Source organism: Niveispirillum irakense DSM 11586 (assembly GCF_000429645.1).
Lineage (GTDB): Bacteria > Pseudomonadota > Alphaproteobacteria > Azospirillales > Azospirillaceae > Niveispirillum > Niveispirillum irakense.
Genome location: NZ_AUCG01000023.1, coordinates 356,309 through 378,776, shown reverse-complemented (window position 1 = coordinate 378,776; position 22,468 = coordinate 356,309). Strand labels below are relative to the sequence as shown.

The following is a 22,468-nucleotide window of genomic DNA, read 5'->3' as shown; positions in this document are numbered from 1 at the left end:
GCGCCTGCCCGGGCCGGGCAGGCGCACCGTACCTGTCAGATGGTTTGCAGGGCGTGGTGGACCTGCTCTTTGCTGCCCTGGCCCAGAAGCTGGTAGGCGCGGATTAGGGCCGCGCGGAACACATCATTGTCGCGCAATGCGGGCGGGAAGACCTGTTCGAACGCCAGGAACAAAGCCACATCGCGTGTGGCATCACTGGACAGATGCCCAGCGGCGGTCAGCAGGGCATCGGCCAGCGGGTCGGTCAGCTTGGTGCCGTCTTGGGCCTTGCGGCGGATGAAATGCATCCAGGCCGCAACCGGCAAGGCCAGCCGGTCTACCGGCGCTCCGGCTGCAAGACGGTCGGTAACCGTGCCGAATAGCCGGAAAGGCAGCTTGGCCGACCCGTCCCAGGCGATCTGCGACAGCAGATGACGGATACCGGGATTGCCGAACCGGGCCAGGATATCCTCGGCATAGCGGTTGAGATCGAAGCCTGCCGCCCCCTTCACCGTGGGCAGGATATCTTCCATGATCAGACGGCGCAGGAAACCGGCCAGCACGGCATCGCCCATGGCATCAGCCACCGTCTCATGCCCGATCAGGGAGCCAAGATAGGCCAGGGTTGAGTGGGGGCCGTTCAGGATCCGCAGCTTGGCCCGGTCAAAGGCGCCGACATCCTGGGTCAGGGTCACGCCAATGGCAGCAAAGTCGGGCCGTTCATTGCAGAACTTGTCCTCGATCACCCATTGGGTGAAGCGTTCACGCTGGATCGGCCAGGCATCCTCCAGCCCGGTTTCCGCTGCCACGCGCTGGCGCAGCGCGTCGTCGGTGGCCGGCGTGATACTGTCCACCATGGTGCAGGGGAAGGCCACTTCCTGTTCGATCCAGCGGGCCAGTGCCGCATCCTGGCGGGCCGCCAGGGCAGCGACGGCGCGACCCAGCTTCACGCCATTATCCACCAGATTATCGCAGGCGATGGGGGTAAAGGGCAGGGTGCCGGCGGCAAAACGACGGCGCAGCCCTTCCACCAGATGGCCGATCAGGCTGACCGGGTTCTGCGGGGCGGCCACATCGCGGACGATATCCGGATGGTCGAAATCCAGCGTGCCATCACCCTTCAGGCAATAGCCCTTTTCTGTCACCGTCATGGTCACAATGCGGGTGGCGGGATCGGCCAGCCGGTTCAGCAGGGCCGGGCGGTCGCCAGCACCGGCCAGCGTCTGCTTGATGGCGCCAATGGTGCGATACCGGGTGGTGCGCTCCAGTTCTGCCAGGATGTAGAGATTATCCTGTGGCGTCAGGGCATCGCGCACGTCAGTGCTGCGCAGGGCGGCGGCACAGATGGCCCAATCGCCACCCAGGGCCAGCGCCTCGTCCATGTAAAACGCCTGATGGGCACGGTGGAAGGCGCCGGGACCGAAATGAACCACGCCAATACCCGCTTTTTCACGGTCATAGCGCAGCCGTTCCAGCGCGGGCGTGGCAAGGTCCAGGGTGGCGGTGGACAGGCGGGGCATTAGAGCGTCACTCCATTTTTCCAGATCGCGATTTCGCGTTGGCCATTTTTCTCGGCGCGGGTGAGGCGTCCCGATGCCGTGTCGATAATCAGATCCCAAAGCGCGTCCGCCGCACCGTCCAGCCCGGCCTCTGTCAAAGCCATTCCGGCATCGAAATCAATCCAGTTTGGCTTTTGGGCTGCCAGCACGCTGTTGGAGGCGATTTTCAGAGTTGGCGCGGGGAAGCCCAGCGGCGTGCCGCGCCCGGTGGTGAACAGGATGATGGTGGCGCCGGCGGCCGTCAGTGCGGTGGAGGATACACCGTCATTGCCGGGCGCTTCCAGCAGGGTCAGCCCCTTGCGTCGGGCCAGCCCACCATAGGGAATCACATCGCAGACAGGTGCCCGCCCGCCCTTCTGCACGGCGCCAAGGGATTTTTCTTCCAGCGTCGTGATACCGCCCGCGATATTGCCGGGTGACGGATTCTCATAAACCGGCTGTTTGTGATCCAGGAAATATTGCTTGAAGCCGTTGACGACATTGACGATGCCATCGAACACCGTCTCATCCATGGCGCGGCGCATCAGCAGTTCTTCCGCGCCAAAAATCTCTGGAATCTCCGTCAGCACGGCGGTGCCGCCGGCCACCGTCACCCGATCCGCCATACGCCCGACCAGGGGATTTGCTGTCAGCCCGCTGAACCCGTCCGACCCGCCGCATTTCAACCCTATGGCCAGATCGGACAGGGGGCAGGGCTCCCGCTGATCCTTCTCGGCGATGGCGACAAGTTCCTCCACCGCTGCCAGCCCGTCCTCCACCTCGTCCGGGGAAGTTTGGGCCGTGAAGGCACGCAGGCGGGACCGGTCGATACCAGGTGTCGTCTCCAGCAGCTTGGAAAGCTGGTTTGATTCGCAGCCCAAGCCCAGGATCAGCACGCCGCCGGCATTGGGATGCTGCGCCAGGGCAGCGATGATGGCGCGGGTGTGCTGAAGATCATCCCCAAGCTGGGAACATCCGAACGGGTGTGGCAGGGCCAGGATACCATCAACCCGGCCCTGGAAACGGCCCTGCGCCAGGGTGGCGATCCGTTCCGCCGTGCGGCTGACGCAGCCGACGGTGCAGAGAATCCAGACCTCATTCCGGGTGCCGACCTTGCCGTTGGCGCGGCGATATCCCAGGAAATGCCGCTGGTCGGCGGGCAGGGCGGCGTGGGCGGGATCAATCCCGGTGGGGCTGTAGCGATAATCCAGCGTGCCGGACAGGCCGGTTGCAACATTGTGGCTGTGGACATGATGTCCTGTGCCAATATCGGCAGTCGCACGGCCGATGGGCCAGCCATATTTCAGCACCGGTTCACCTGCTGCGATGTCGCGCAGGGCCAGCTTATGGCCACGGGGGATCGGTTCCAGCAGGGTAATTTCCCGGCCGCCAATGGCGACCATTTCTCCTGCTTCCAGGGCGCGGACGGCGACGGCCACATCATCGCTGTCATCCACCCGGAAGGCGGGGGGAAGGGAAAGGGCCTGCGGGTCCGGGGGCGACACGCAACTCATCGCTCAATTTTCCTCGTTCCAGGCCGCCGACGCGAAAAAAGACCGTCGACCGGCACGTGCGGGATTGAAACTGACACCGGTTACCAGATAAAAGCAAGAGGAGGCAGCGGCAAGACTGCCATACGATCAGGCGCAGCAAAGCGCCAGCGTCGGTTGAAGCGCATATAAGTGGGAGGATTACGGATGGCCAGGGGCGAAGTGCAACTGCGCGGCATCACGAAAAGCTTCGGTGCGGTCGATGTCATCAAAGGTGTAGACCTGAACATCGCGCCGGGTGAGCTGGTCGTATTTGTCGGCCCGTCCGGTTGTGGGAAATCCACCCTGCTGCGGCTGATTTCCGGGCTGGAGATGCCGACCGGCGGTTCGCTGCATATTGGCGGGCGCGATGTGACGCTGACCCATCCTGCCAAGCGCGGCATCGCCATGGTCTTCCAATCCTATGCCCTTTATCCGCACATGAGTGTGGCGGAGAATATGGGTTTCGGCCTGAAGATTGCCGGGGTGCCCAAGGCTGAAATCCAGGCCAAGGTGGCGGCAGCGGCGGAAATCCTCCAGCTTACCCATCTGCTGGACCGTAAGCCCCGCGCCCTGTCCGGCGGCCAGCGCCAGCGCGTCGCCATTGGCCGCTGTATCGTGCGGCAGCCGGAAGTTTTCCTGTTTGATGAACCGTTGTCCAACTTGGATGCCGCCCTGCGCGGCCAGATGCGGGTGGAGATTGCCCGCCTCCACGCCAAGCTCGACGCCACCATGGTCTATGTCACCCATGATCAGGTGGAGGCGATGACCCTGGCCAGCAAGATCGTGGTCTTGAATGCAGGGAAGATTGAGCAGATCGGCGCACCCATCGAGCTTTACCGCAATCCCGCCAACCTGTTCGTGGCCGGCTTCATCGGTTCGCCATCGATGAATTTCATGAAGGGCAAGGTGGTCGCGACGGATGAGGCGCATGTCGCCGTGCGCCTGGCCGCCGGCACCCTGCGTCTGCCCCGCCGCAATGCCGCCACCGCGCCCGGCAGCAGCGTCACGGTCGGTATCCGGCCAGAACATTTCTCCATCGGGGAGCCGGATAGCGACGATATCGCCTTCTTTGAAGGCGAGGTTGAGCTGGTGGAACGGCTGGGGGGCGAAACCCTGGCCCATCTGCGTGTGCCGGCGCTGGCCGAGGAAGGCCTGACCATCGTGAAGCTGACGGGGGATGCGCCGTTGCGGATTGGCAGCCGCCTGCGGATCGGTGTAAGGCTGTCCCACGCCCATCTGTTCGACGCCGATGGCCGTGCCGTTGGCACGCCGTCGGCCAAGATCGCCGTTGCAGCCTGAAGCGGGGCGATTGCCATGTATGAGAACAAGACCACAGGCTATCTCTATATCGCGCCCTTCCTGCTGGGGTTGGCGACCTTCACCCTGTTTCCGTTCCTGTCCTCTTTCCTGCTCAGTTTTTCCGATTATCAGCTTCAGGACCCGGTAGCGCAGGCCAATTTCACGGGCCTGACCAATTACCGGGAGATGGCAGCCGATGCGACCTTCCATAATTCCTTATGGGTGACGTTCCTTTACGTCTTCGTCACCGTGCCGCTGAAGCTGGCTTTCGCGCTGTTCATCGCCTTTGTGCTGAATTTCAAGCTGCGGGGCATCGGCTTTTTCCGCACCGCCTATTATGTGCCATCCATCCTGGGTGGTTCTGTCGCCATTGCGGTGCTGTGGCGCTATGTCTTTGCCGGTGACGGGCTGATCAATCAGGTTTCCATCTGGCTGGGCGGGGAACCACTGAATTGGCTGGGGGAGCCGGGCTATGCCCTGTTCACCATTGTGCTGCTGCGCTTGTGGCAGTTCGGTTCCGCCATGGTCGTGTTTCTGGCCGGGCTGCAGAACATCCCCACCGATCTTTATGAAGCGGCGACCATCGATGGCGCGTCGAAATGGCGGATCTTCTTCACCATCACCCTGCCGCTGCTGACGCCGGTGATCTTCTTCAACTTCATCATGCAGATCGTCCAGGCATTCCAGGAATTCAACGGTCCTTACATCATCACCGGTGGTGGGCCGCTGAAATCCACCTACCTGCTGCCCCTGATGATCTATGAGGAAGCGTTCAAATATTTCAATGTCGGTTACGCCAGCGCCCTGTCCTGGGCCCTGTTCGTGATCATCGCCATCTTCACTGTCATCGCCTTCACAAGCGCCAAATATTGGGTGTTCTACGGCTCCGAGCGGGGAGATAAGAAATGAGCGCGACCGATTTCTCCGCCACCCCCGCCACCCCCGCCACGCCCCGGCGCGATGTTGCCTGGATGGGCCGGTTCAATGCCAGCCTGCGCTATGGCGTGCTGCTGCTGGTCGGGCTGATCATGCTGTATCCGCTGCTCTGGATGGTGGCGGCCTCCTTCAAGCCCAATCATGAAATTTTCGGCTCCATTGGCCTCTGGCCGCAGGAACCGACGCTGGATGGTGTGATCAGCGGCTGGCGCACAGGCACCGAGTACAGTTTCGCGACATATCTGTTCAACACCTTCGCCTTCATCATCCCCAAGGTGGTGCTGACGGTGATTTCCTCCGTGCTGGTCGCCTATGGCTTTGCCCGGTTCAATATGCCGGGCAAGCGCATCTGGTTCGCTGCCATGATTGGCACCATCCTGCTGCCCAAAAGCGTGCTGCTGATCCCGCAATATCTGATGTTCCGGGAACTGGGCTGGCTGGATACCTATCTGCCACTCTATGTGCCCTGCGCTTTTGCCACGGAAGGCTTCTTCGTCTTCATGATCGTGCAGTTCCTGCGCGGCTTCCCACCGGATATGGAAGAGGCGGCGGTGATCGATGGCTGCAATTCCTTACAGGTGCTGTGGCATGTGGTGGTGCCGGTGATCATGCCGGCAGTAATCTCCGTTGCCCTGTTCCAGTTCATGTGGAGCATGAACGATTTCCTCTATCCCCTTATTTATCTTTCAAGTGTGGAGAAATATCCCGTCGCCCTGGCGTTGAAGATGGCCATTGATGTGACAGAGGCGACGGCCTGGAACCAGGTGCTGGCTATGTCCACCATCGCGCTGGTGCCCTCGCTGGTCGTCTTCTTCCTGGCGCAGCGCTATTTCGTGGACGGCATCACGTCTGGTTCGGTCAAGGGATAAGGGGCAGATCCATGCAACGCCGATCACTGCTGCTGGGCGGGCTGTCGCTGGCTGCCACCGCCATTGCCGCCCCCGCCATCCGGGCCGCCAGCCCGGTCAATCTGCGCATGTCCTGGTGGGGGGGCAATGATGTCCACCGTGCCCAGCTTCAGGCGCTGGAGGCTTTCCAGCGTCGCCACCCCCATATTCGGATCAAGGCGGAATATACCGGCTGGGCCGGGCATCTGGAGCGTTTGACGACGCAGATCGCCGGGGGTACGGCCCCGGATGTCATGCAGATCAACTGGAACTGGCTGCGCCTGTTCTCCCGCCATGGGGATGGCTTCTACGATCTGAACCGGTTGCCGGGTCTGATTGATCTGACCCAGTTTCCCGAAGATGCCATCGCCATGTCGACGGTGGAGGGGCATCTCAACGGGCTGCCCCCGTCCATGACGGCGCGGCTGTTTTATTTCAATGAGACCACTTTTTCCAAGGCCGGGCTGTCCGTGCCGGACAGTTGGGATGCGCTGCTGGCGGCCGGGCCTATCTTCCGTGACCGCTTGGGGCCGGATTATTTCCCGCTGGATGTGAATTTCCAGGATCTGACTGCCATGCTTTATAGCTGGCAGATTCAGCGCCGGCCCGCGCCTTTCATCGACGAAGTGACGCGCGAATTGGGCCCGGACCTGTCCGATCTGACCGCGATGGCTGAATTTTATCAGCAACTGGTGGCCCAGCATGTCATCCCCAGCGCGCGGGAGCGGGCGTCCTACGGCAATGTCCAGCCACAGGAATTGCGGCCCTGGATCAGTGGCCGCTATGCCGGCACCTATCAATGGACCAGCTCGGTCGGCAAGTTCGCCGACACGCTTGAACCGGGGCAGCGCTTGACCCTGGCCCCATATCCTATGCTGCCGGGGGCCAGCGTGGCGGGCCTGCTGTACAAGCCATCCATGATGTTTGCCATCAACCGCGACACGCCGGAGGCGGAGGCGGCGGCCCTGCTGGTCAATTTCATGCTGAATGACCCGGAAGGTGTCGCCATCCTGGGTGCGCGGCGCGGGGTGCCGGCCAGCCGCGCGGCGGAACAGGTGCTGGCGGCCAATGGTGGGCTGGACCCGCTGGCGCTTGCCGGGAAGCGTCAGGTTGAGAGCTTGCCGCGTGCCATTCATCTTTCCGGCTATTTTGAACATGCCCGCGTGCGGGATGGCTTTAATGACATCCTGGAAAAGCAGGGTTATGGGCGCCTGACGCCGGAACAGGCCGGCAAAGCCTTCAACCGGGAAATCAACGCCATCCTGCACCGGGTTATCCGCTGATGATGCCCGAACTGGCCCTGATCGCGGTTGGGCCGCGCAGTGCGACGCTGGAAATGGCCTGTGGCCATCCCTGGCAAGCGCCATGGGACCATCAGGTCATGCTGGACGATGTGCCCATCCTGACCACACGTACCAATGTCTTCACCCTGTCCGGGCTGGAACCGGGGCGTGACTATAAGGTGGCAGTGGAGAGCAATGGCCATCGCCTGTCCCTAAGCATCCGCACCAGGGAGGAGGCAGCGCTGCTGGATGTGCGTGCCTGCGGGGCGGTGGGCGATGGGCGGCACGATGACACCGTGTTCCTTCAGGCGGCCATTCAGGCTTGCCCTGCCGGGGGGACACTGCTGGTGCCGCCGGGCGACTGGTTGACCGGGCCGCTTTTCCTGAAATCGGGTGTCTGTCTTTGGCTGCAGGATGGGGCGCGGCTGCTGGGACATCCGGATATTGCCCGTTGGCCGGTATTGCCAGGCATCCTGACCGATGCTGCGGGTCGGGAGAGCTATCTCGGCAGTTGGGAGGGCACGCCGGCTGATTGCCATGCCGGGCTGATCACCGGCATCGGCGTGCAGGATGTTCATATTTTCGGGTCCGGCATTATCGACGGCAACGCCCGTTTCGACACATGGTGGTCGCGGCCGAAGGCCCCATTCCAGGGATGGCGGCCACGGGCCTTGTTCCTGGTGGACAGCGCCGATATCCAGGTCACCGGTGTGACGGTCTGCAACAGCCCTTCCTGGACGGTGCATCCTTTGTTCAGCCGCCGGTTGACCTTTGCCGACATGAAGGTGGCGGCCCCGGCCGACAGCCCGAATACGGACGGTATCAACCCGGAAAGCTGCCAGGATGTGCGGATTGCCGGGGTGCGGTTTGATACCGGGGATGATTGCATCGCCATCAAGTCAGGGAAAATCTGGATCGCCCAGCGCCGCCCGGTGGCGACGGAACGGCTGACCATTTCCAACTGCCTGATGGAGCAGGGCCATGGCGGCGTGGTCATCGGGTCGGAAATGGCGTCGGGCGTGAAGGCGGTGGAAATCCGCGATTGCCTGTTCCGCGGCACCGACCGGGGCCTGCGCATCAAGACGCGGCGCGGGCGAGGCCGTCTGGCCGTCGTCGATGGTATCCATATGCGCAACATCCGCATGGAAGGGGTGGGCAGCCCCTTTGTCATTAACAGCTTTTATTGGTGCGATCCTGACGGGCGCACCCCCTATGTCGCATCCCGCCAGCCGCTGCCGGTGGATGAAGGTACGCCCACCATCGCCAACATTACGCTGCGTGATATCGAGGCGGTGGAAACCCGCCATTGCGCCGGCCATGTGCTGGGTTTGCCCGAACGGCCGGTGGATGGCCTGACCCTTGCCAATTACCGTGTCCGCTATGCCGCCGACGCCATGCCGGGCTATCCCGACATGGCGGAGGGGATAGAACCGCTCGTGCGGGCCGGATTCCATTTTTCCCATGTGCGCGGCCTGGATCTGGAGGGCGTGGATATCGCCGGCCAGACGGGGGACGCGCTCAGCTTCGACCAGGTGGACCTGATCCCATGAGTGATTTCGATCGTTTCGGCCCGCAGCTTCTGCCCTTCATTCGCCATTACCTGGCGAACTGGCATAATTACAAGCCGGCCTGGAATTACGAGGATGGCTGTATCTGGAAAGGCTGCCTGGATCTGGCAGACAGCACCGGCCGATCCGAATTTTTCGATTTCGTCTATCGCCATGTCTCTCCCCGCGTGGCGGAGGATGGGACGATCAGCGGGTTTGAGATTGTCGAGTATAATATCGACAATGTGAAGTCCGGGAAAATCTTCTTCCCGCTTTATGACCGCACAGGCGAGGAACGCTTCCGCCGGGCCGCTGCGGTACAAATTTCCCAACTCGCCACCCATCCCCGTACCAAGTCCGGCAATTACTGGCACAAGCAGATCTATCCCTGGCAGGTCTGGCTGGACGGGCTTTACATGGCCCAGCCGCTGGTGGTGGCCGATGCGGTGGCGCGCGGCGACCGGGACGCTTTCGCCGATGTCGTGCGCCAGTTCACCACCGTGCGGGAAAAGCTGCGCGATGCCCGCACCGGCCTTTATTACCATGGTTGGGATGAAAGCCGGCAGGAGCGCTGGGCAAACCCTGAAACCGGCTGCTCGCCCAATTTCTGGGGCCGGGCCATGGGCTGGTTCATCATGGCACTGGCGGATTGTGTTGAACAATCGGCCCCCTTTGCCGGCGAGGGCCGTGATGCGCTGATCACCCAGTTCCAGGAAGTGGCCGATGCCTTGATGAAGGTGCGCAGCCCTGGCGGCCTGTGGTGGCAGGTGCTGGATCGCGGTGGCGACGCCGGCAACTATGAGGAAGCCTCTGCCAGCCTGATGATCGCCTACGGGCTGATGCTGGGCGCGCGGCTGGGTGTGTTGACCCCGGAACAGGGCGCTGCGGGTGAGCAGGCGCTGCGGGCCGTGATCGACCGCTTTCTCACGCCCACGGAACTGGGCAGCATCTGTGGTATCGCCGGGCTTGGCAACACGCCCTATCGCGACGGGTCTTATGAATATTACCTGTCGGAAAAGATCACCCCCAACGACCCTAAGGGTGTTGGCGCCCTGATGATGGCGGTGGCGGAGGCGATGCGGCGCTAATCTATATAGAAGACAGGGCAGGGGAGCGGCACGCCCGCTCCCCCTTTTCTTGTTCAGCGCTTCACATCCAGGGCTTCGTCATTCACCAGGCTGACCACATCGGCGACAGAAACCATATTGGCGTCGCCGGGGATGGAATGTTTCAGCACAGAGGCGGCGGTTGCGAAGGTGATGGCGCCATCAGCCGTCATGCCCCGCTCAATCGCGTGGATCAGGCCGGCGGCGAAAGCGTCGCCGCCACCGATCCGGTCCACGATCCCGTTCATCTTGAAGGTGCGGGACAGATGGACCCGATGGTCCCGGGTCACCAGACGCCCAGTCAGTTCCTGGTTGTCCACATCGTGATGGGTGCGGACAGTGCTGGCCATGCGCTGAAGTTTCGGCCAGGTCTTGAAAGCCAGTTCGGCTGCCGCCAGGAACCGTTCCTCTGCTGGGACGGCATGGAAATCCGCACCCAGAATCAGCGCAATGTCCCGTTCATTGCCGAACAACAGATCGGCACAGGCGGCAAGGCGGGAGAAGACGGCGGGTGCATCGCCCCCCCGTTCCTGCCACAGTTTGGCGCGGTAATTACAGTCGAAGGAGACTTTGACGCCGGCCTTGGCGGCGGCCTCCGCCGCGGCAAGAACGGCATCCTCGGCATGTTGGCTGACGGCGGGCGTGATGCCGCCGACATGCAGCCAGTCCGCCCCTTCCAGCAGGGCTGGCCAATCATAGGCATCGGCCGGGGTGGTCGCGAAGGCCGAACCTGCCCGGTCATAGATGATTTCCGCCGGGCGCTGCATTGCGCCGGGGGTCAGGAAATAAAGGCCCATGCGACCGGGACGCATCACAACATGGCGCGCATCGATGCCCTGGTAGCGCAATTGAGCGCGACAGGCCTGGCCCAACGCCTGATCCGGCAGGGTGGTGACCATGGCCGCATCCCAGCCAAAGCGTGCCAGCGACACGGCCACATTGGCTTCAGCCCCGCCAATGGTCACATCCAGCCGGGGGGATTGAAGCAGCATCTCCCGGCCTGGTGCTGTCAGGCGCACCAGCATTTCACCAAAACAGACGATCCGCGTCGTGCTCATTATCAAACCTCCCTGGCCAGCGCCCCCAGGGTCGAACAGGCGCCAGCAAACCCATCCTTGTCCGCATTGGATGGTACCTTGGCAACAGTTTGATACAAAGTTGGATGCAGGGATGCAAAAGACTATTGTCACCGGTGTCAGGCTGGAGCATGATCGCCCCTGTCACCGGTGTCATAAACCGGAGGCGTGCAATGAAGTAAAAATCAAAAACGTCAGGGTGCCGGTCGTCACGGGAAATGGCGGCGTCACACAAACGGGCCAGGGCGTTCTGAAGGGGAAGGAAATATCATGACGTTCGCCGTGGGCAAGTCCCGCAACGCTACCATTGCGTCCAGTGTCTCCGCTATTGGCTTGATGTGCCTCGCGTTGGGGCCTGTTCAGGCCCAGGCGCAGGAAGCGCCGGCAGAATCGCTGGAAGAAATTGTCGTCACCGGCTTCCGCGGCTCCCTGGCCAGCGCCATCAGCCAGAAGCGGAATGAAAACGACATTGTCGATGTTATCAACGCCGAGGATATCGCCGATTTCCCGGATATGAATCTGGCTGAATCGCTGCAACGTATCCCTGGCGTCTCCATTGACCGCGATGGTGGTGAGGGCCGGTCGATCACGGTGCGTGGTTTGTCTTCCCAGTTTACCCGTGTCCGTTTGAACGGGCTGGAGGCGTTGGCGACGACGGGCGGCAAGGATGGGTCGGGCGGCGCCAACCGCGGTCGCGGTTTTGACTTCCAGATTTTTGCTTCCGAACTGTTCAATAGCCTGACGGTGCGCAAGTCGCAGTCGGCCCAGACAGAAGAAGGCTCGCTCGGCGCCACGGTCGATCTCCAGACCGCCCGTCCCTTCGATTACAATAAGTTCGTCCTCGCGGCCTCGGGCTAGGTTGGCTATAACGATCTCTCAAAATCCAAGGATCCACGCGGCACTTTCCTGATTGGCGATACGTTCGCAGATGGCAAGGTCGGCGCTCTCGTCTCGGTCGCTTATGCCAAGACCAACCGGCTGGAGGAAGGGTCCAGCACCGGTCGTTGGGAACGGGGTATCGATACGGTTGGCACCATCAACCAGACGACCGGTCTGGGCAGCGCCACCAGCAACTTCCTGTTCGGCGGTGGCGGTGTCAGCAATTCCCCCGGTAACCGCGCTCTGCCAGTGCAGAATTACTGGCATCCCCGTATTCCGCGCTATGGCCGTCTGGATTATGAGCAGGAGCGGCTGGGCGTCACTTCGGCCGTCCAGTTCCAGCCGTTTGAGACGACCCGCATCGACCTGGATCTGCTTTATGCCAACCTGAAAGGGACGCGTAAGGAAGAATATCTGGAGGCGATTTCCTTCAGCCGTAACACCGGTGCTGGCGGCATGGGCGGCACGACGGTGATCAACCCGGTTTTTGACGATAAGCAGAACCTGATCGCCGGTACGTTCAACGGCGTGGATATCCGCACCGAACAACGCCTGGATGAGCTGGAAACCGAGTTCCTGCAATATTCCGTGGGCCTGAGCCAGGAATTCAGTGACACGTTCCGCTTCAAGGGGGTTGCTGGCTGGTCCTCATCCACCCAGGACAATCCGGTCCAGACGACCCTGTCGTTGGAACGGTACAATGTGAATGGTTATTCCTACGATTTCCGCGACAATAAGAACCTGCCTTCCTTTAATTACGGGTTCGATGTCACCAATCCGGCCAATTATGTGTTCAGCCCCTCCACCCGTCTGGCGCGCAATGGCGCCATTGTGGGGGATCAGTCGCTGATCCGTATGCGACCGAACAAGACGAAGAATGAGTTCCAGACCTATCGTGGTGATTTTGAGTGGGATACCAATGATTGGCTGACGATGAAGGCCGGCGGTATCTACAAGGATTATGATTTCAACACGCAGGAACAGCGCCGCTATGCCACTATCGACCCGTTTGGCAATGGCACGGCGACCCTGACGGAAGCGGCTGTTGCCTTGCCGCCAGGTGTGACCGTGGCGGACATTTCCGAGCTTCTGACCGGGTTCGGTCGCAATCTGGGCATGCCTGCGGGGACACCGACCTCCTGGGTGGTGCCGTCGATCGACAAGCTGGCCAGCGCGCTCGATATTTACTGCAACTGCGTCAATCAGTATGGCGATTTCCGCCTGGATGCGTCCAACCAGCTTGGGCAAAATCGCAGCGCCGGCGAAAAGAGCTATAGCGGCTATGTCCAGGCCGATTTCTCCACCGAGCTGTTCGGCCTGCCGTTCCGTGGCAATGTCGGTGTCCGTCAGGTCAAGACCGAGCTGACCTCCGTTGGTTATGTCGGGACCCGGCAGGTAACGATTGAGCGGGAATATAACAACACGCTGCCGGCCATGAACCTGACCCTGGAACCGGTGGACGATGTGCTTGTCCGCTTTGGTGCCGCCAAGGTGATGTCGCGTCCTGACCTGCCGGTTCTGACGCCGGGTGGTTCGATCAACAATACGGCCCGTACATTGTCCGTCGGCAACCCGTATCTGCAGCCGATCAAGGCGAATACGGTTGATCTCAGCTTTGAATGGTATCCGGAGAAGGAGACGCTGTTCACGGTCGGCCTGTTCTATAAGGACATCAAGACCTACATCCAGCAGATATCCGAAACGGTTTCTTTCGCCAGCACCGGTCTGCCGGATGTGCTGCTGGCCAATGGCAATACGCCCGACACCGTCTTCACGGTCACCCGGGCGGAAAATACCCAGGGCGGTCCGTTGAAGGGCTTTGAAGTCAGCCTGCAGAAACCGTTCACTTTCCTGCCGGCTCCGTTCGACAGTTTCGGCGGTATCGTCAACTTCACCTATGTGACGTCGGATATCGACTATATTGTCGCCAGCCGTCTGGTGACCGAGCCGCTGGTCGGCCTGTCGCCGAAATCCTTCAATGCCACGCTTTATTACGAGGATGACAAGTTCTCGGCCCGCGTATCCGGCTCCTTCCGGGATGCCTACCTGACGCAGATCGCGCCCGGTAACGCGAATGATATCCGCGGCAAGGCCTCGACCTTCAACCTGGACTTCTCCGCCAGCTATGAACTGACGGATCAGATCACCGTATCGTTCGAGGCGATCAACCTGACCGACCAGTTCGATGAGCGCTGGGTTGGTACCAGCGACCGTAAGAATCTGGAAACCTATGAGCATACCGGCCGCCAGTTTTTCCTGGGCGCGCGCTACAAGTATTGATCCGGCGGGGAGGGGGCTTCAGGGCCCCCTCTATTCCCCTTCCGGATATGCTCTCTTAAGGCACTTCTTCTGGATTTTGATGAAGCGGGGGCGATATGCCCTGAGAAGGAGAGGCTCTGAAGGGGAGATTGGTATTTCCTCTGGGAATGCCATGCCCTGTTAAGGGCGGACACTTTCCATACAGCCTTGCGCCTGCTTGTTTTAAAGGGGTCTGATACCGGTTTCCATAAAATTCCAACCGGCGACCCTATCGGGCTGGTACTGTTTTGCATCGATTCTGGCCCTGTGCCGTTGGTCCGATACCTCTCCCCCTTATTTCAATATTGCGCCAAGCCCGCCCACAGTGCAGTTTCCGCAGAGCAAAAGCAGGCTTGCGGCGGGCCGGCATGACGTCGCATCGGATGAAGGAATACGCTTGATGTCGGGAGCAGCCCAGGACAAGACAATCGTGACCGGTGGCATTGCCACGGTGGAGACAGCCGATGGCAAGCAGTATGTCTGGGATCTGAAGCGGCGCCCCACCATCAACGATGTCGCGCGTCTGGCAGAAGTGTCCAAAAAGACCGTGTCCCGTGTCATCAACCAATCCCCCCTGGTGAATGACGAGACGCGGCAGAAAATTGCCAAGGTCATTGCGGATATCGGATACGAACCGGACCCCCAGGCGCGGGGCCTGGCATCCCAGCGCTCTTTCCTGCTCGGGCTGATTTACGATAATCCCAATGCTCAATATATTGTGAATATTCAAAGCGGTGTGCTGGAAGCGTGCCGCAAATCGGGCTTTGAGCTGGTTGTCCATCCCTGTGACCGGGACAGTCCGCATCTGTTGAAGGAAGTCCGACAGTTTGTAGAGCGGCAGAAGCTTGATGGTGTTGTCCTTCTGCCCCCCGTTTCAGAGAATGACGCCCTGGCGGCGATGTTGACCGAAGTGGGATGCCGCTTCATCCGTCTGGCCTGTGTCCCCCTGGACATTGCGGCCAATCTGATTGTCTATGAGGATCATAAGGGCGCGGCTGAGGTTGCCGACCATCTCGCGGAGTTGGGCCATCGGCGCATCGGGTTCATTGCGGGCCCGTCGCAGTACCGCTCCGCGCATGAGCGCCATCGCGGCTTCGCCAATGGCTTGGCCCGCCATGGGCTTTCCCTGTCGCCCGAAATGATGGCGGAAGGGGCCTATACGTTTGAATCCGGTGATGTGTGTGCGGAAAAGCTGTTGAGGCAGGTGCCCCGGCCGACCGCCATTTTCGCCTGTAATGACGAGATGGCTGCTGGCGCTTACAAAGCCGCCTATCGGATGCGGATCGCCATCCCGGAGGAACTGTCCGTTGTCGGGTATGATGATTCCCCGCTGGCATCCCGACTTTCGCCTTCCCTCACCACAGTGCGTTCGCCGATCAGGGATATGGGGCGCATGGCCGGTGAAAGATTGATCCAGCGGATCAGCCAGCCGGATGCCCGGATGCGGGAAGTGGTGATTCAGCCGCACCTGGCGCTGCGCGACAGTACGGCAAAGCCGAAATCCTGACTGTGCGGAAGGTGGAATAGTCATCTCCCTTCTTGTGTGGAAACCGGTGTCACCTTAAGGTCTGGCACTCAATTAAGAGAGATGCAGGGAGATCAAGCCCATGTCGGATGCAGCGAACAGCGCGCACCAAATTGCCAAGACCTTTGTTGATGCCCGCCGCGCGGCACAGAGCCTGCCGGATTATCCGGGTGTCATTCCGGCGCGATTGGCCGATTCGTACGACATCCAGGATATTGCCCGTAGCCTGTGGCCCACGCCGGTGGTGGGCTGGAAGATCGGTATGGTGCCACCGGCTTGGCGGGAGAAACTGGGTGCCATGCGTCTGGCTGGTCCCATTTTCGAAGGCAATGTCTGGTCCTATCAGGGCGAAGCCATTCAACTGCCCGAAATTCCTGACGGTTTCGCTGCTGTTGAGGGTGAGTTTATCGTTCGCTTGGGCGCCGACATGCCGGCGGAAGGGCCGGGGGATGAGGCGGAAGCGCGGTCCCTGATTGGTGCCATCCATGCCGGGATTGAATTGGCGGGCAGTCCGCTTGCCACCATCAATGATCTTGGGCCCACGGTGGTCGTCAGCGATTATGGCAATAATGCCGGGTTGATTGTCGGGCCGGAATTGACCGGTTGGCAGGATGCCGATCCTACTGCATTGGCGGTCGAAACCCTGATTGACGGTATCTCTGTCGGCACGGGTAATTTTGCGTCCATTCCCAGCACCCCCGTGGCGGCACTGGCCTTTTTGGTGAATCATTGTCGCCAGCGGGGCATCGCATTGCCGGCCGGCACGCTGGTGACCACGGGGGCCGTGACCGGCATCCACCGTATCCATGCCGGATCGCGCTCCACCGTCCGCTTTGCCGGTGGTGGGGATATTGATGTTGAAATGGTGGTTGCCCAGCCGGCGGCATAAATGACGGTTCCCTGCCCCGTTCCAGGCCAGGAATGGGGCAGGGGGGATCAGTCGCAGTCACCATTCAGCCAACAATTGATCAATTGGCGCGAAATGCTGTCCGCCGGCGGCAGCCGAAAATCATCGCTCCCTGGGCCGACAGAGCTCAGGTAATCCCGGCTGAACCAGCGCACATCCTCCAATTCATCCATATCCGGGCGAAGATCCTGCGTTGCCGCACGGGCATGGAAACCCAGCATCAGCGAGGAGGGGAAGGGCCAGGGCTGGCTGGAATGGTAGCGGATATCGGTCACCCTGATGCCCGCCTCTTCATAACATTCCCGCGCCACCGTCTCTTCCAGGCTTTCGCCCGGTTCGACAAAGCCGGCCAGGGTGGAATACATGCCCGTTGGGAAGCGGGATTGCCGGCCCAATACGCACCTGTCCCCATCATGCACCAGCATGATGACGGCGGGATCATGCCGGGGAAAATGGCTGATCCCGCAAGTGGGGTTGGTGCAGCGGCGGCTGTGCCCGGCTTCGGCAATGTCGGTGGGTGATCCACAGGAACCACAAAACCGGTGTTTCTCATGCCACAGCATCAGGGCGCGGATATAGGCGTAAAGCCCGCCGATGGACCTTTCCATCAAGCGGGCGACAGCGCGCATCTCCTGGAACCGCCCCAGGGCGGTAATTGCAGGATGGGTCTCCACCGTCTCTATGCTGGAGAAATCCACGGCGAAATAGCTGATCTCACCTTCCACGCCCAGGAAGACGGGGGGCAAAAGGGCCAGATCCCGCCACCAGTCAGCGCCCGGTGACAGGAAGACGGGGACAGGTGCTTCGTCCGGGCCGGCGACCAGATGCTTGCCCCGCCAATAAGGCACCAATCGCGTCGTTCCCCCCGCTGGGGAAAGCCGTTCAGCCAGCCAGTCCGGATTTTTGCGATAATGGGCGGCGCGGTCCAGTCCGCTGCCGGCATAGAAATTCAGCTTCGCCATGATGTGGCGGCCTTATCAGTGGGTATTGGCTGCTGACATACGCCGACCTTGGACAAAGGAAAAGGGGCGCCCACTGGACGCCCCTTCCCGAAAATCACATGACGCTGTCGGACAGGATCAGAAGGTCATGCGGGCCGTGACGCCATAGGTGCGAGGTTCGATCACAAAACCGGTCAGGTTGTTGAAATCGATGGCGCCTTCCAGGCCCTGCTCGTTGGTGATATTGCGCACGAAGGCCGACACGTCGAAGCGGCCACCATCATAGGAATAGCCGACGCGCAGGCCACCCTGCCAACGGGCGTCGGAGCGGAATTCCGCCGACTCGTACAGGAAGAAGTTGGCCGTGCTCTTGAACGACCAGTCGGTGAAGGCATAGACCTCGTCATTCTCGCCCACGGGGATGCCGTAACGGGCGGTGGTGTTGAAGATCCAGCGCGGGGCCTGCGGGAACGGGTTGCCGTTGATGCTGGCCTGACGCGACGTGCCCACAACGCGGATCGGATCCGTCACGCTGCACCCGCCGGAGCAGGCCGGCACGAACAGGTTGGCGTCCTTGATCTCGGTGCGGTTATAGCTGGTGCCGACGGTCAGCAGCAGGTTCTCGACCGGCAGGAATTCCAGATCGGCCTCAAAGCCCTTACCGATGCCCTTGTCGGCATTCAGCAGGGTGTTGTTGTTGCTGACGCCGCCAACGGCGGTGAACTGCTGATCCTTCACTTCATAATAGAAGCCGGTCAGGTTGATACGAGCGCGCTTGCCGAACAGGTCGGACTTCACGCCGGCTTCATAGGACATCACCTTTTCCGAATCGGCGGTGGTGATGTTCACGCTGCGCGGCTGGATCGTGGGGGCGCGGAAGCCGCTGGCAACACGCACAAAACCACGCACTTCTTCGGTGAAGGCATAGTCGGCGGCCAGATCCCAGCTCACCCGCTCGTCGCTGGTCTTGGCACGGGAGACGGAGCCGTTCACCGGCGTACCGCTGGTGTAGGTCACTTCGCGACGGACCAGGGTCTTGTTGTCCTCGGTGTAGCGCAGGCCACCGGTCAGGGTGAGCTGTTCGGTCAGCTCGTAGCTGAGCTGGCCAAACACGGCCCAGGTGTCATTGTCCTGAACGGAATTGGCAACCGTGGTGCGCTTCAGCGAGTCGGTAGAGGCAGCGCCGTAGGACAGATTGGCGAAATCAGCCTTCTCATCAAAATAATAAAGACCGGTCTGCCACTTCAGCGGGCCCTCGTCGCTGGAAGCCAGACGCAGTTCCTGCGTGAACTGGTCGATACCGTTGATCTTGCTGGCCGATTCGACGGAGAAGGGCACGGTGCCGGGGCCACGGCCTGCCACGCCGCCATCCACATCGCCGCGCGAGAAGGCGTCGACATATTCATAGGCGGTGATGGAGGTCAGGGTGAAATTGTCGAATTCGTACTGGGCGTTCAGGTTGGCGCCACGGGAATTCACTTCCTGGTCGTTCTGACCATCGGTGAAAGCGTGGTAGGGCGAGAAGCCGTCCACCAGATCATTGCTGCCCTTCTCGATGATGTTGGCGCGGAAGACGCGGGCCGTACCATCCAGGGAGCGGAAGTGACCGTTCAGGTTGGCGGTGAAGCGCTCGGTCGGGGTGTAGAGGAGCTGCAGGCGAGCCGCCGTATCCTCATACCCTTCCATGGCGTTCTTTTCGCCGGTGAAGTCGTTATCGACATAGCCGTCGCGGCGCTGATGCAGGAAGCTGATGCGCGCGGCCAGCTTGTTGTCGATCAGCGCACCACCGATGGCGCCTTCCGCCTCAATCGCGTTCCAGCGACCATAGGAGACTTGGCCGTAGCCTTCGGTTTCAAAGGTCGGCTTGCGCGAGGTGACGGAGATGATGCCGGCCGGGGTGTTACGGCCAAACAGCGTGCCCTGGGGCCCGCGCAGCACCTCGATCTGCTCCACGTCAAACACCGGGAAACCCTTCATGATCGGGTTTTCCAGCACCACCTCGTCATAGACCAGGCTGACCGGCTGCGAGGCGTTCAGGTCGAAATCGGTATTGCCCAGACCGCGGATATAGAAGCGCGGGAAGGTGCGACCGAAGGAGGATTCGGCGTTCAGCGACGGCACGCGGGCAGACAGGAAGCGGATATCGCCGCCGCCAGCGCCGAAATTGGCGAGCTGGTCGGCGCTGATCGCGGCCACCGACACCGGCACTTCCTGCAAATTCTGAGAGCGCTTCTGCGCCGTGACGATGATTTCGTCCAGCGTGGCGGGCTCGGCCAGGGCGGGGGCGGCCAGCGTCAGAACGGCGGCGGCCGCGCTGGACAGCAGCGTGGCGGTGCGGATGGAACGGTTGGTCATATCGAGTGCTCGGTCCCTGCGGGGGTTCAGGCCCGGCGATACCGGCCGGGATCGGCGCGGAGGCATAGTCCTTTGCACTGCAACATGAAACAATAGTTTCACTCGCCATTGCAGCAAAGTCGTGGGGTGTGATTTACCGGCAACGGTCCAATTTTCCCCTTGCCTTGGGGCCGGCAGACGCCGATATAGGGGGCGGGAGGTTGGCAACGGGCGGGTCCCTCGCCAACCCGGTCAGGTCCGGAAGGAAGCAGCCGTAACGAGTTTCGGCTCGGGTCGTTCGTCCAGCCTCCCACCTCAATCCAAATATAGTCAAAATGTTACGCGGCGTTCTTGCGGTCGTGCTTTTGCGATGGGCATTGCCAATCCGCTATGACATTCGTCTTTCCATCCTGCCTGTAATTGCCCATGGCGTCGGATGGTGGGGGGCACTACATTGTGGCCAGACGCTCTAAGCCCGTTGCCCGAAGATCAGGCCTGTGACCGACGAGACAACATCGACCAGCCCCGCCGCCGGTGCCGCCTATCGTGTGCTGGCGCGCAAATACCGGCCGCAGAACTTTGACGAGCTGGTGGGCCAGGATGCGCTGGTCCGCACGCTGCGCAATGCCATCCAGTCCGGTCGCATCCATCAAGCCTATATGCTCACCGGTGTGCGCGGTGTGGGCAAGACGACGACGGCCCGAATCATCGCCCGTGCGCTGAACTGCATCGGGCCGGACGGGCAGGGCGGGCCGACGATCAGCCCTTGCGGCGTTTGTGAGATGTGCGTTTCCATCGCCGCCGACCGCAATGTCGATGTGATCGAGATGGACGCCGCCAGCAATACCGGCGTCGATAATGTACGCGAGATCATTGAGGGGGTGCGCTATGCCCCCTCGGCTGCACGCTACAAGCTCTACATCATCGACGAAGTGCACATGCTGTCCAAAAGCGCCTTCAACGCCCTGTTGAAGACGTTGGAAGAGCCGCCGCCGCATGTGAAATTCGTCTTCGCCACCACAGAAATCCGCAAGGTTCCGGTTACGGTCCTGTCGCGCTGCCAGCGCTTCGACCTGCGGCGGGTGGATCATGGCACGCTGATCGGCCATTTCACCCGTATCGCCGAGAAAGAACAGGTGCCGGTGGAGGCGGAGGCCATCGCACAGATCGCGCGGGCGGCTGATGGGTCGGTGCGTGACGGGCTGTCGCTGCTGGACCAGGCCATCGCACTGGGCGGCGGGAATGTGACGGTGGCGCAGGTCCGCGACATGCTGGGCCTGGCTGACCGGACCCGCATCGTCGATCTGTTCGAGGCGACATTGTGCGGCAAGCCGGCCGATGCGCTGGAGATATTGGACGATCTGCACAAGCGGGGCGCCGATCCCATCGTCATCATCCAGGATTTGCTGGATTTCACTCATTTCCTGACCCGCGCGCGCGTGGTGTCCGGTACTGCCGACGATCCGTCGATCCCGGAGGAGGAGCGCACGCGCGGGGTGGCCCTGGCCGGCAAGCTGGGCATGCCCGCCCTGGCGCGGGCATGGCAGATTTTGTTGAAGGGGCTGGGAGAGGTGAGCCATGCGCCGGTGCCGATGCAGGCGCTGGAGATGGTCCTGATCCGGCTGTCCTATGCGGCCGACCTGCCCACGCCGGGTGATTTGATCAAGAAAATCAATGAAGCTGGTGGCGTGGAGGCAGCAGCCCGCGCCCTGCACGGCACCGGGCCGGGTGGTGGCAGTGGCGGTTCAGCCATGGCAATGGGCGGCGGGATGGTTCAGGCCGGCCCGAGCAATGGCGCGCCTATGGCGGTGATGAATGGCGGTCGGGCCACCTCTGCCGCGGTGGCGGCGGCACCCGCCCCGATGGCGGTTGCCCAGCCGGTGGCCGCTGTTCTGGAGGATCCCCGCAGCTTCCGTGACGTGGCCGATCTGTTTCTGACCAAGCGGGAAGGGGTGCTGGCCAGCATGTTGCGGTCTGCGGTTCATCTCGTCCGGTTTGAGCCGGGGCAGATTGAACTGCGTCTCTTGTCTTCCGCACCCCAGAATCTGCCCGGCCGCGTCGGCCAGTTGCTGACGGAATGGACGGGCCGCCGCTGGGTGGTGTCTGTATCCGGCGCGCAAGGGGAATCGACACTGGCGGAACAGGACCGGGCAGAGGAACAACGGCTGCTCGCCGAAGCCGCCGCTCACCCCCTGGTACGGGCCATTCTGGAAGCCTTCCCCGGTGCACGTATTGACAATGTGCGCGACCTTTCCGCTGTTCCCATGGCCCCACCGCCCCAGGCCTTGCCCGACATTCCCGAGGCGATGGACGCTTTTGGGGGTGACGAGATGCCCGACAACCCTTATTTCGATGCCCCACCGCCCATGGACGAGGGCGATTATGAAGGAGACTTCTGAGC

Annotated in this window: 16 protein-coding genes and 1 other RNA gene; 12 read left to right on the top strand and 5 right to left on the bottom strand. The window is 61.5% G+C overall.

Annotation, left to right across the window (positions count from 1 at the left end):
- Positions 1 to 35: 35 nt before the first annotated feature.
- Together G473_RS26965 and G473_RS0113855 are read right to left on the bottom strand one after the other, a co-directional pair.
- On the bottom strand, positions 36 to 1,499 hold the full coding sequence (locus G473_RS26965; RefSeq protein ID WP_035707160.1) for a mannitol dehydrogenase family protein: 1,464 nt from the start codon (positions 1,497 to 1,499) through the stop codon (positions 36 to 38).
- Positions 1,499 to 3,031, bottom strand: coding sequence for a UxaA family hydrolase (locus G473_RS0113855; RefSeq protein ID WP_029013589.1), 1,533 nt, complete (start codon positions 3,029 to 3,031; stop codon positions 1,499 to 1,501). Before G473_RS0113855 ends, G473_RS26965 begins: the two co-directional genes overlap by 1 nt.
- A gap of 183 nt (positions 3,032 to 3,214) precedes the next feature.
- Here G473_RS0113855 and G473_RS0113850 point away from each other — a divergent pair, with 183 nt between their 5' ends.
- Genes G473_RS0113850 through G473_RS0113825 form a run of 6 tightly spaced genes read left to right on the top strand, consistent with a single transcriptional unit; the run spans position 3,215 to position 10,089 of the window.
- Positions 3,215 to 4,348: an ABC transporter ATP-binding protein gene (locus tag G473_RS0113850; RefSeq protein ID WP_029013588.1), complete on the top strand. Its 1,134-nt coding sequence runs from the start codon at positions 3,215 to 3,217 to the stop codon at positions 4,346 to 4,348.
- Between the two features lie 15 nt (positions 4,349 to 4,363).
- Positions 4,364 to 5,257 carry a carbohydrate ABC transporter permease gene (locus G473_RS0113845; protein WP_029013587.1) on the top strand — a complete coding sequence of 298 codons (894 nt, stop codon included), beginning with the start codon at positions 4,364 to 4,366 and terminating at the stop codon, positions 5,255 to 5,257.
- Positions 5,254 to 6,153, top strand: a complete 900-nt coding sequence (locus tag G473_RS0113840; RefSeq protein ID WP_035707157.1) for a carbohydrate ABC transporter permease — start codon at positions 5,254 to 5,256, stop codon at positions 6,151 to 6,153. The genes G473_RS0113845 and G473_RS0113840 overlap by 4 nt, the downstream gene beginning before the upstream one ends.
- 11 nt (positions 6,154 to 6,164) lie before the next feature.
- On the top strand, positions 6,165 to 7,454 hold the full coding sequence (locus tag G473_RS0113835) for an ABC transporter substrate-binding protein (protein ID WP_035707155.1): 1,290 nt from the start codon (positions 6,165 to 6,167) through the stop codon (positions 7,452 to 7,454).
- Entirely contained in the window at positions 7,454 to 9,004 is a 1,551-nt protein-coding gene (locus tag G473_RS0113830; protein WP_051330286.1) for a glycoside hydrolase family 28 protein, read from the top strand. The genes G473_RS0113835 and G473_RS0113830 overlap by 1 nt, the downstream gene beginning before the upstream one ends.
- The gene (locus G473_RS0113825) at positions 9,001 to 10,089 is read left to right on the top strand and encodes a glycoside hydrolase family 88/105 protein (RefSeq protein ID WP_051330285.1); all 1,089 of its coding nucleotides are present in this window, start codon (positions 9,001 to 9,003) and stop codon (positions 10,087 to 10,089) included. Before G473_RS0113830 ends, G473_RS0113825 begins: the two co-directional genes overlap by 4 nt.
- Positions 10,090 to 10,142: 53 nt before the next feature.
- Here the strand turns inward: G473_RS0113825 and G473_RS0113820 are convergent, their stop codons facing one another.
- Positions 10,143 to 11,165, bottom strand: a complete 1,023-nt coding sequence (locus G473_RS0113820) for a sugar kinase (protein WP_029013582.1) — start codon at positions 11,163 to 11,165, stop codon at positions 10,143 to 10,145.
- 288 nt (positions 11,166 to 11,453) lie between these two features.
- On the opposite strand from G473_RS0113820, the gene G473_RS30880 reads away from it, so the two are divergent.
- The 4 genes from G473_RS30880 (at position 11,454) to G473_RS0113805 (ending at position 16,774) form a co-directional block, all read left to right on the top strand.
- Positions 11,454 to 12,041 carry a TonB-dependent receptor plug domain-containing protein gene (locus G473_RS30880; RefSeq protein ID WP_051330284.1) on the top strand — a complete coding sequence of 196 codons (588 nt, stop codon included), beginning with the start codon at positions 11,454 to 11,456 and terminating at the stop codon, positions 12,039 to 12,041.
- Positions 12,042 to 12,089: 48 nt separating this feature from the next.
- Positions 12,090 to 14,342, top strand: a complete 2,253-nt coding sequence (locus tag G473_RS26960) for a TonB-dependent receptor (RefSeq protein ID WP_210163326.1) — start codon at positions 12,090 to 12,092, stop codon at positions 14,340 to 14,342.
- A 418-nt stretch (positions 14,343 to 14,760) separates the two neighbouring features.
- On the top strand, positions 14,761 to 15,867 hold the full coding sequence (locus G473_RS26955) for a LacI family DNA-binding transcriptional regulator (RefSeq protein ID WP_084438124.1): 1,107 nt from the start codon (positions 14,761 to 14,763) through the stop codon (positions 15,865 to 15,867).
- 100 nt (positions 15,868 to 15,967) lie between these two features.
- Positions 15,968 to 16,774, top strand: coding sequence for a 2-keto-4-pentenoate hydratase (locus tag G473_RS0113805; protein WP_029013581.1), 807 nt, complete (start codon positions 15,968 to 15,970; stop codon positions 16,772 to 16,774).
- A 47-nt stretch (positions 16,775 to 16,821) separates the two neighbouring features.
- On the opposite strand, the gene nudC is transcribed toward G473_RS0113805, so the two are convergent.
- Both nudC and G473_RS0113795 read right to left on the bottom strand, forming a co-directional pair.
- Positions 16,822 to 17,754: an NAD(+) diphosphatase gene (gene nudC, locus G473_RS0113800; RefSeq protein ID WP_029013580.1), complete on the bottom strand. Its 933-nt coding sequence runs from the start codon at positions 17,752 to 17,754 to the stop codon at positions 16,822 to 16,824.
- A gap of 117 nt (positions 17,755 to 17,871) precedes the next feature.
- Positions 17,872 to 20,088, bottom strand: coding sequence for a TonB-dependent receptor (locus G473_RS0113795; protein ID WP_029013579.1), 2,217 nt, complete (start codon positions 20,086 to 20,088; stop codon positions 17,872 to 17,874).
- Between the two features lie 195 nt (positions 20,089 to 20,283).
- Here G473_RS0113795 and ffs point away from each other — a divergent pair.
- An RNA gene (ffs, locus tag G473_RS29955) (signal recognition particle sRNA small type) lies at positions 20,284 to 20,381 on the top strand.
- Positions 20,382 to 20,564: 183 nt separating this feature from the next.
- Complete coding sequence (locus G473_RS0113790; RefSeq protein ID WP_029013578.1) at positions 20,565 to 22,466, top strand: DNA polymerase III subunit gamma/tau; 1,902 nt, start codon at positions 20,565 to 20,567, stop codon at positions 22,464 to 22,466.
- The last annotated feature ends 2 nt before the right edge of the window (positions 22,467 to 22,468 follow it).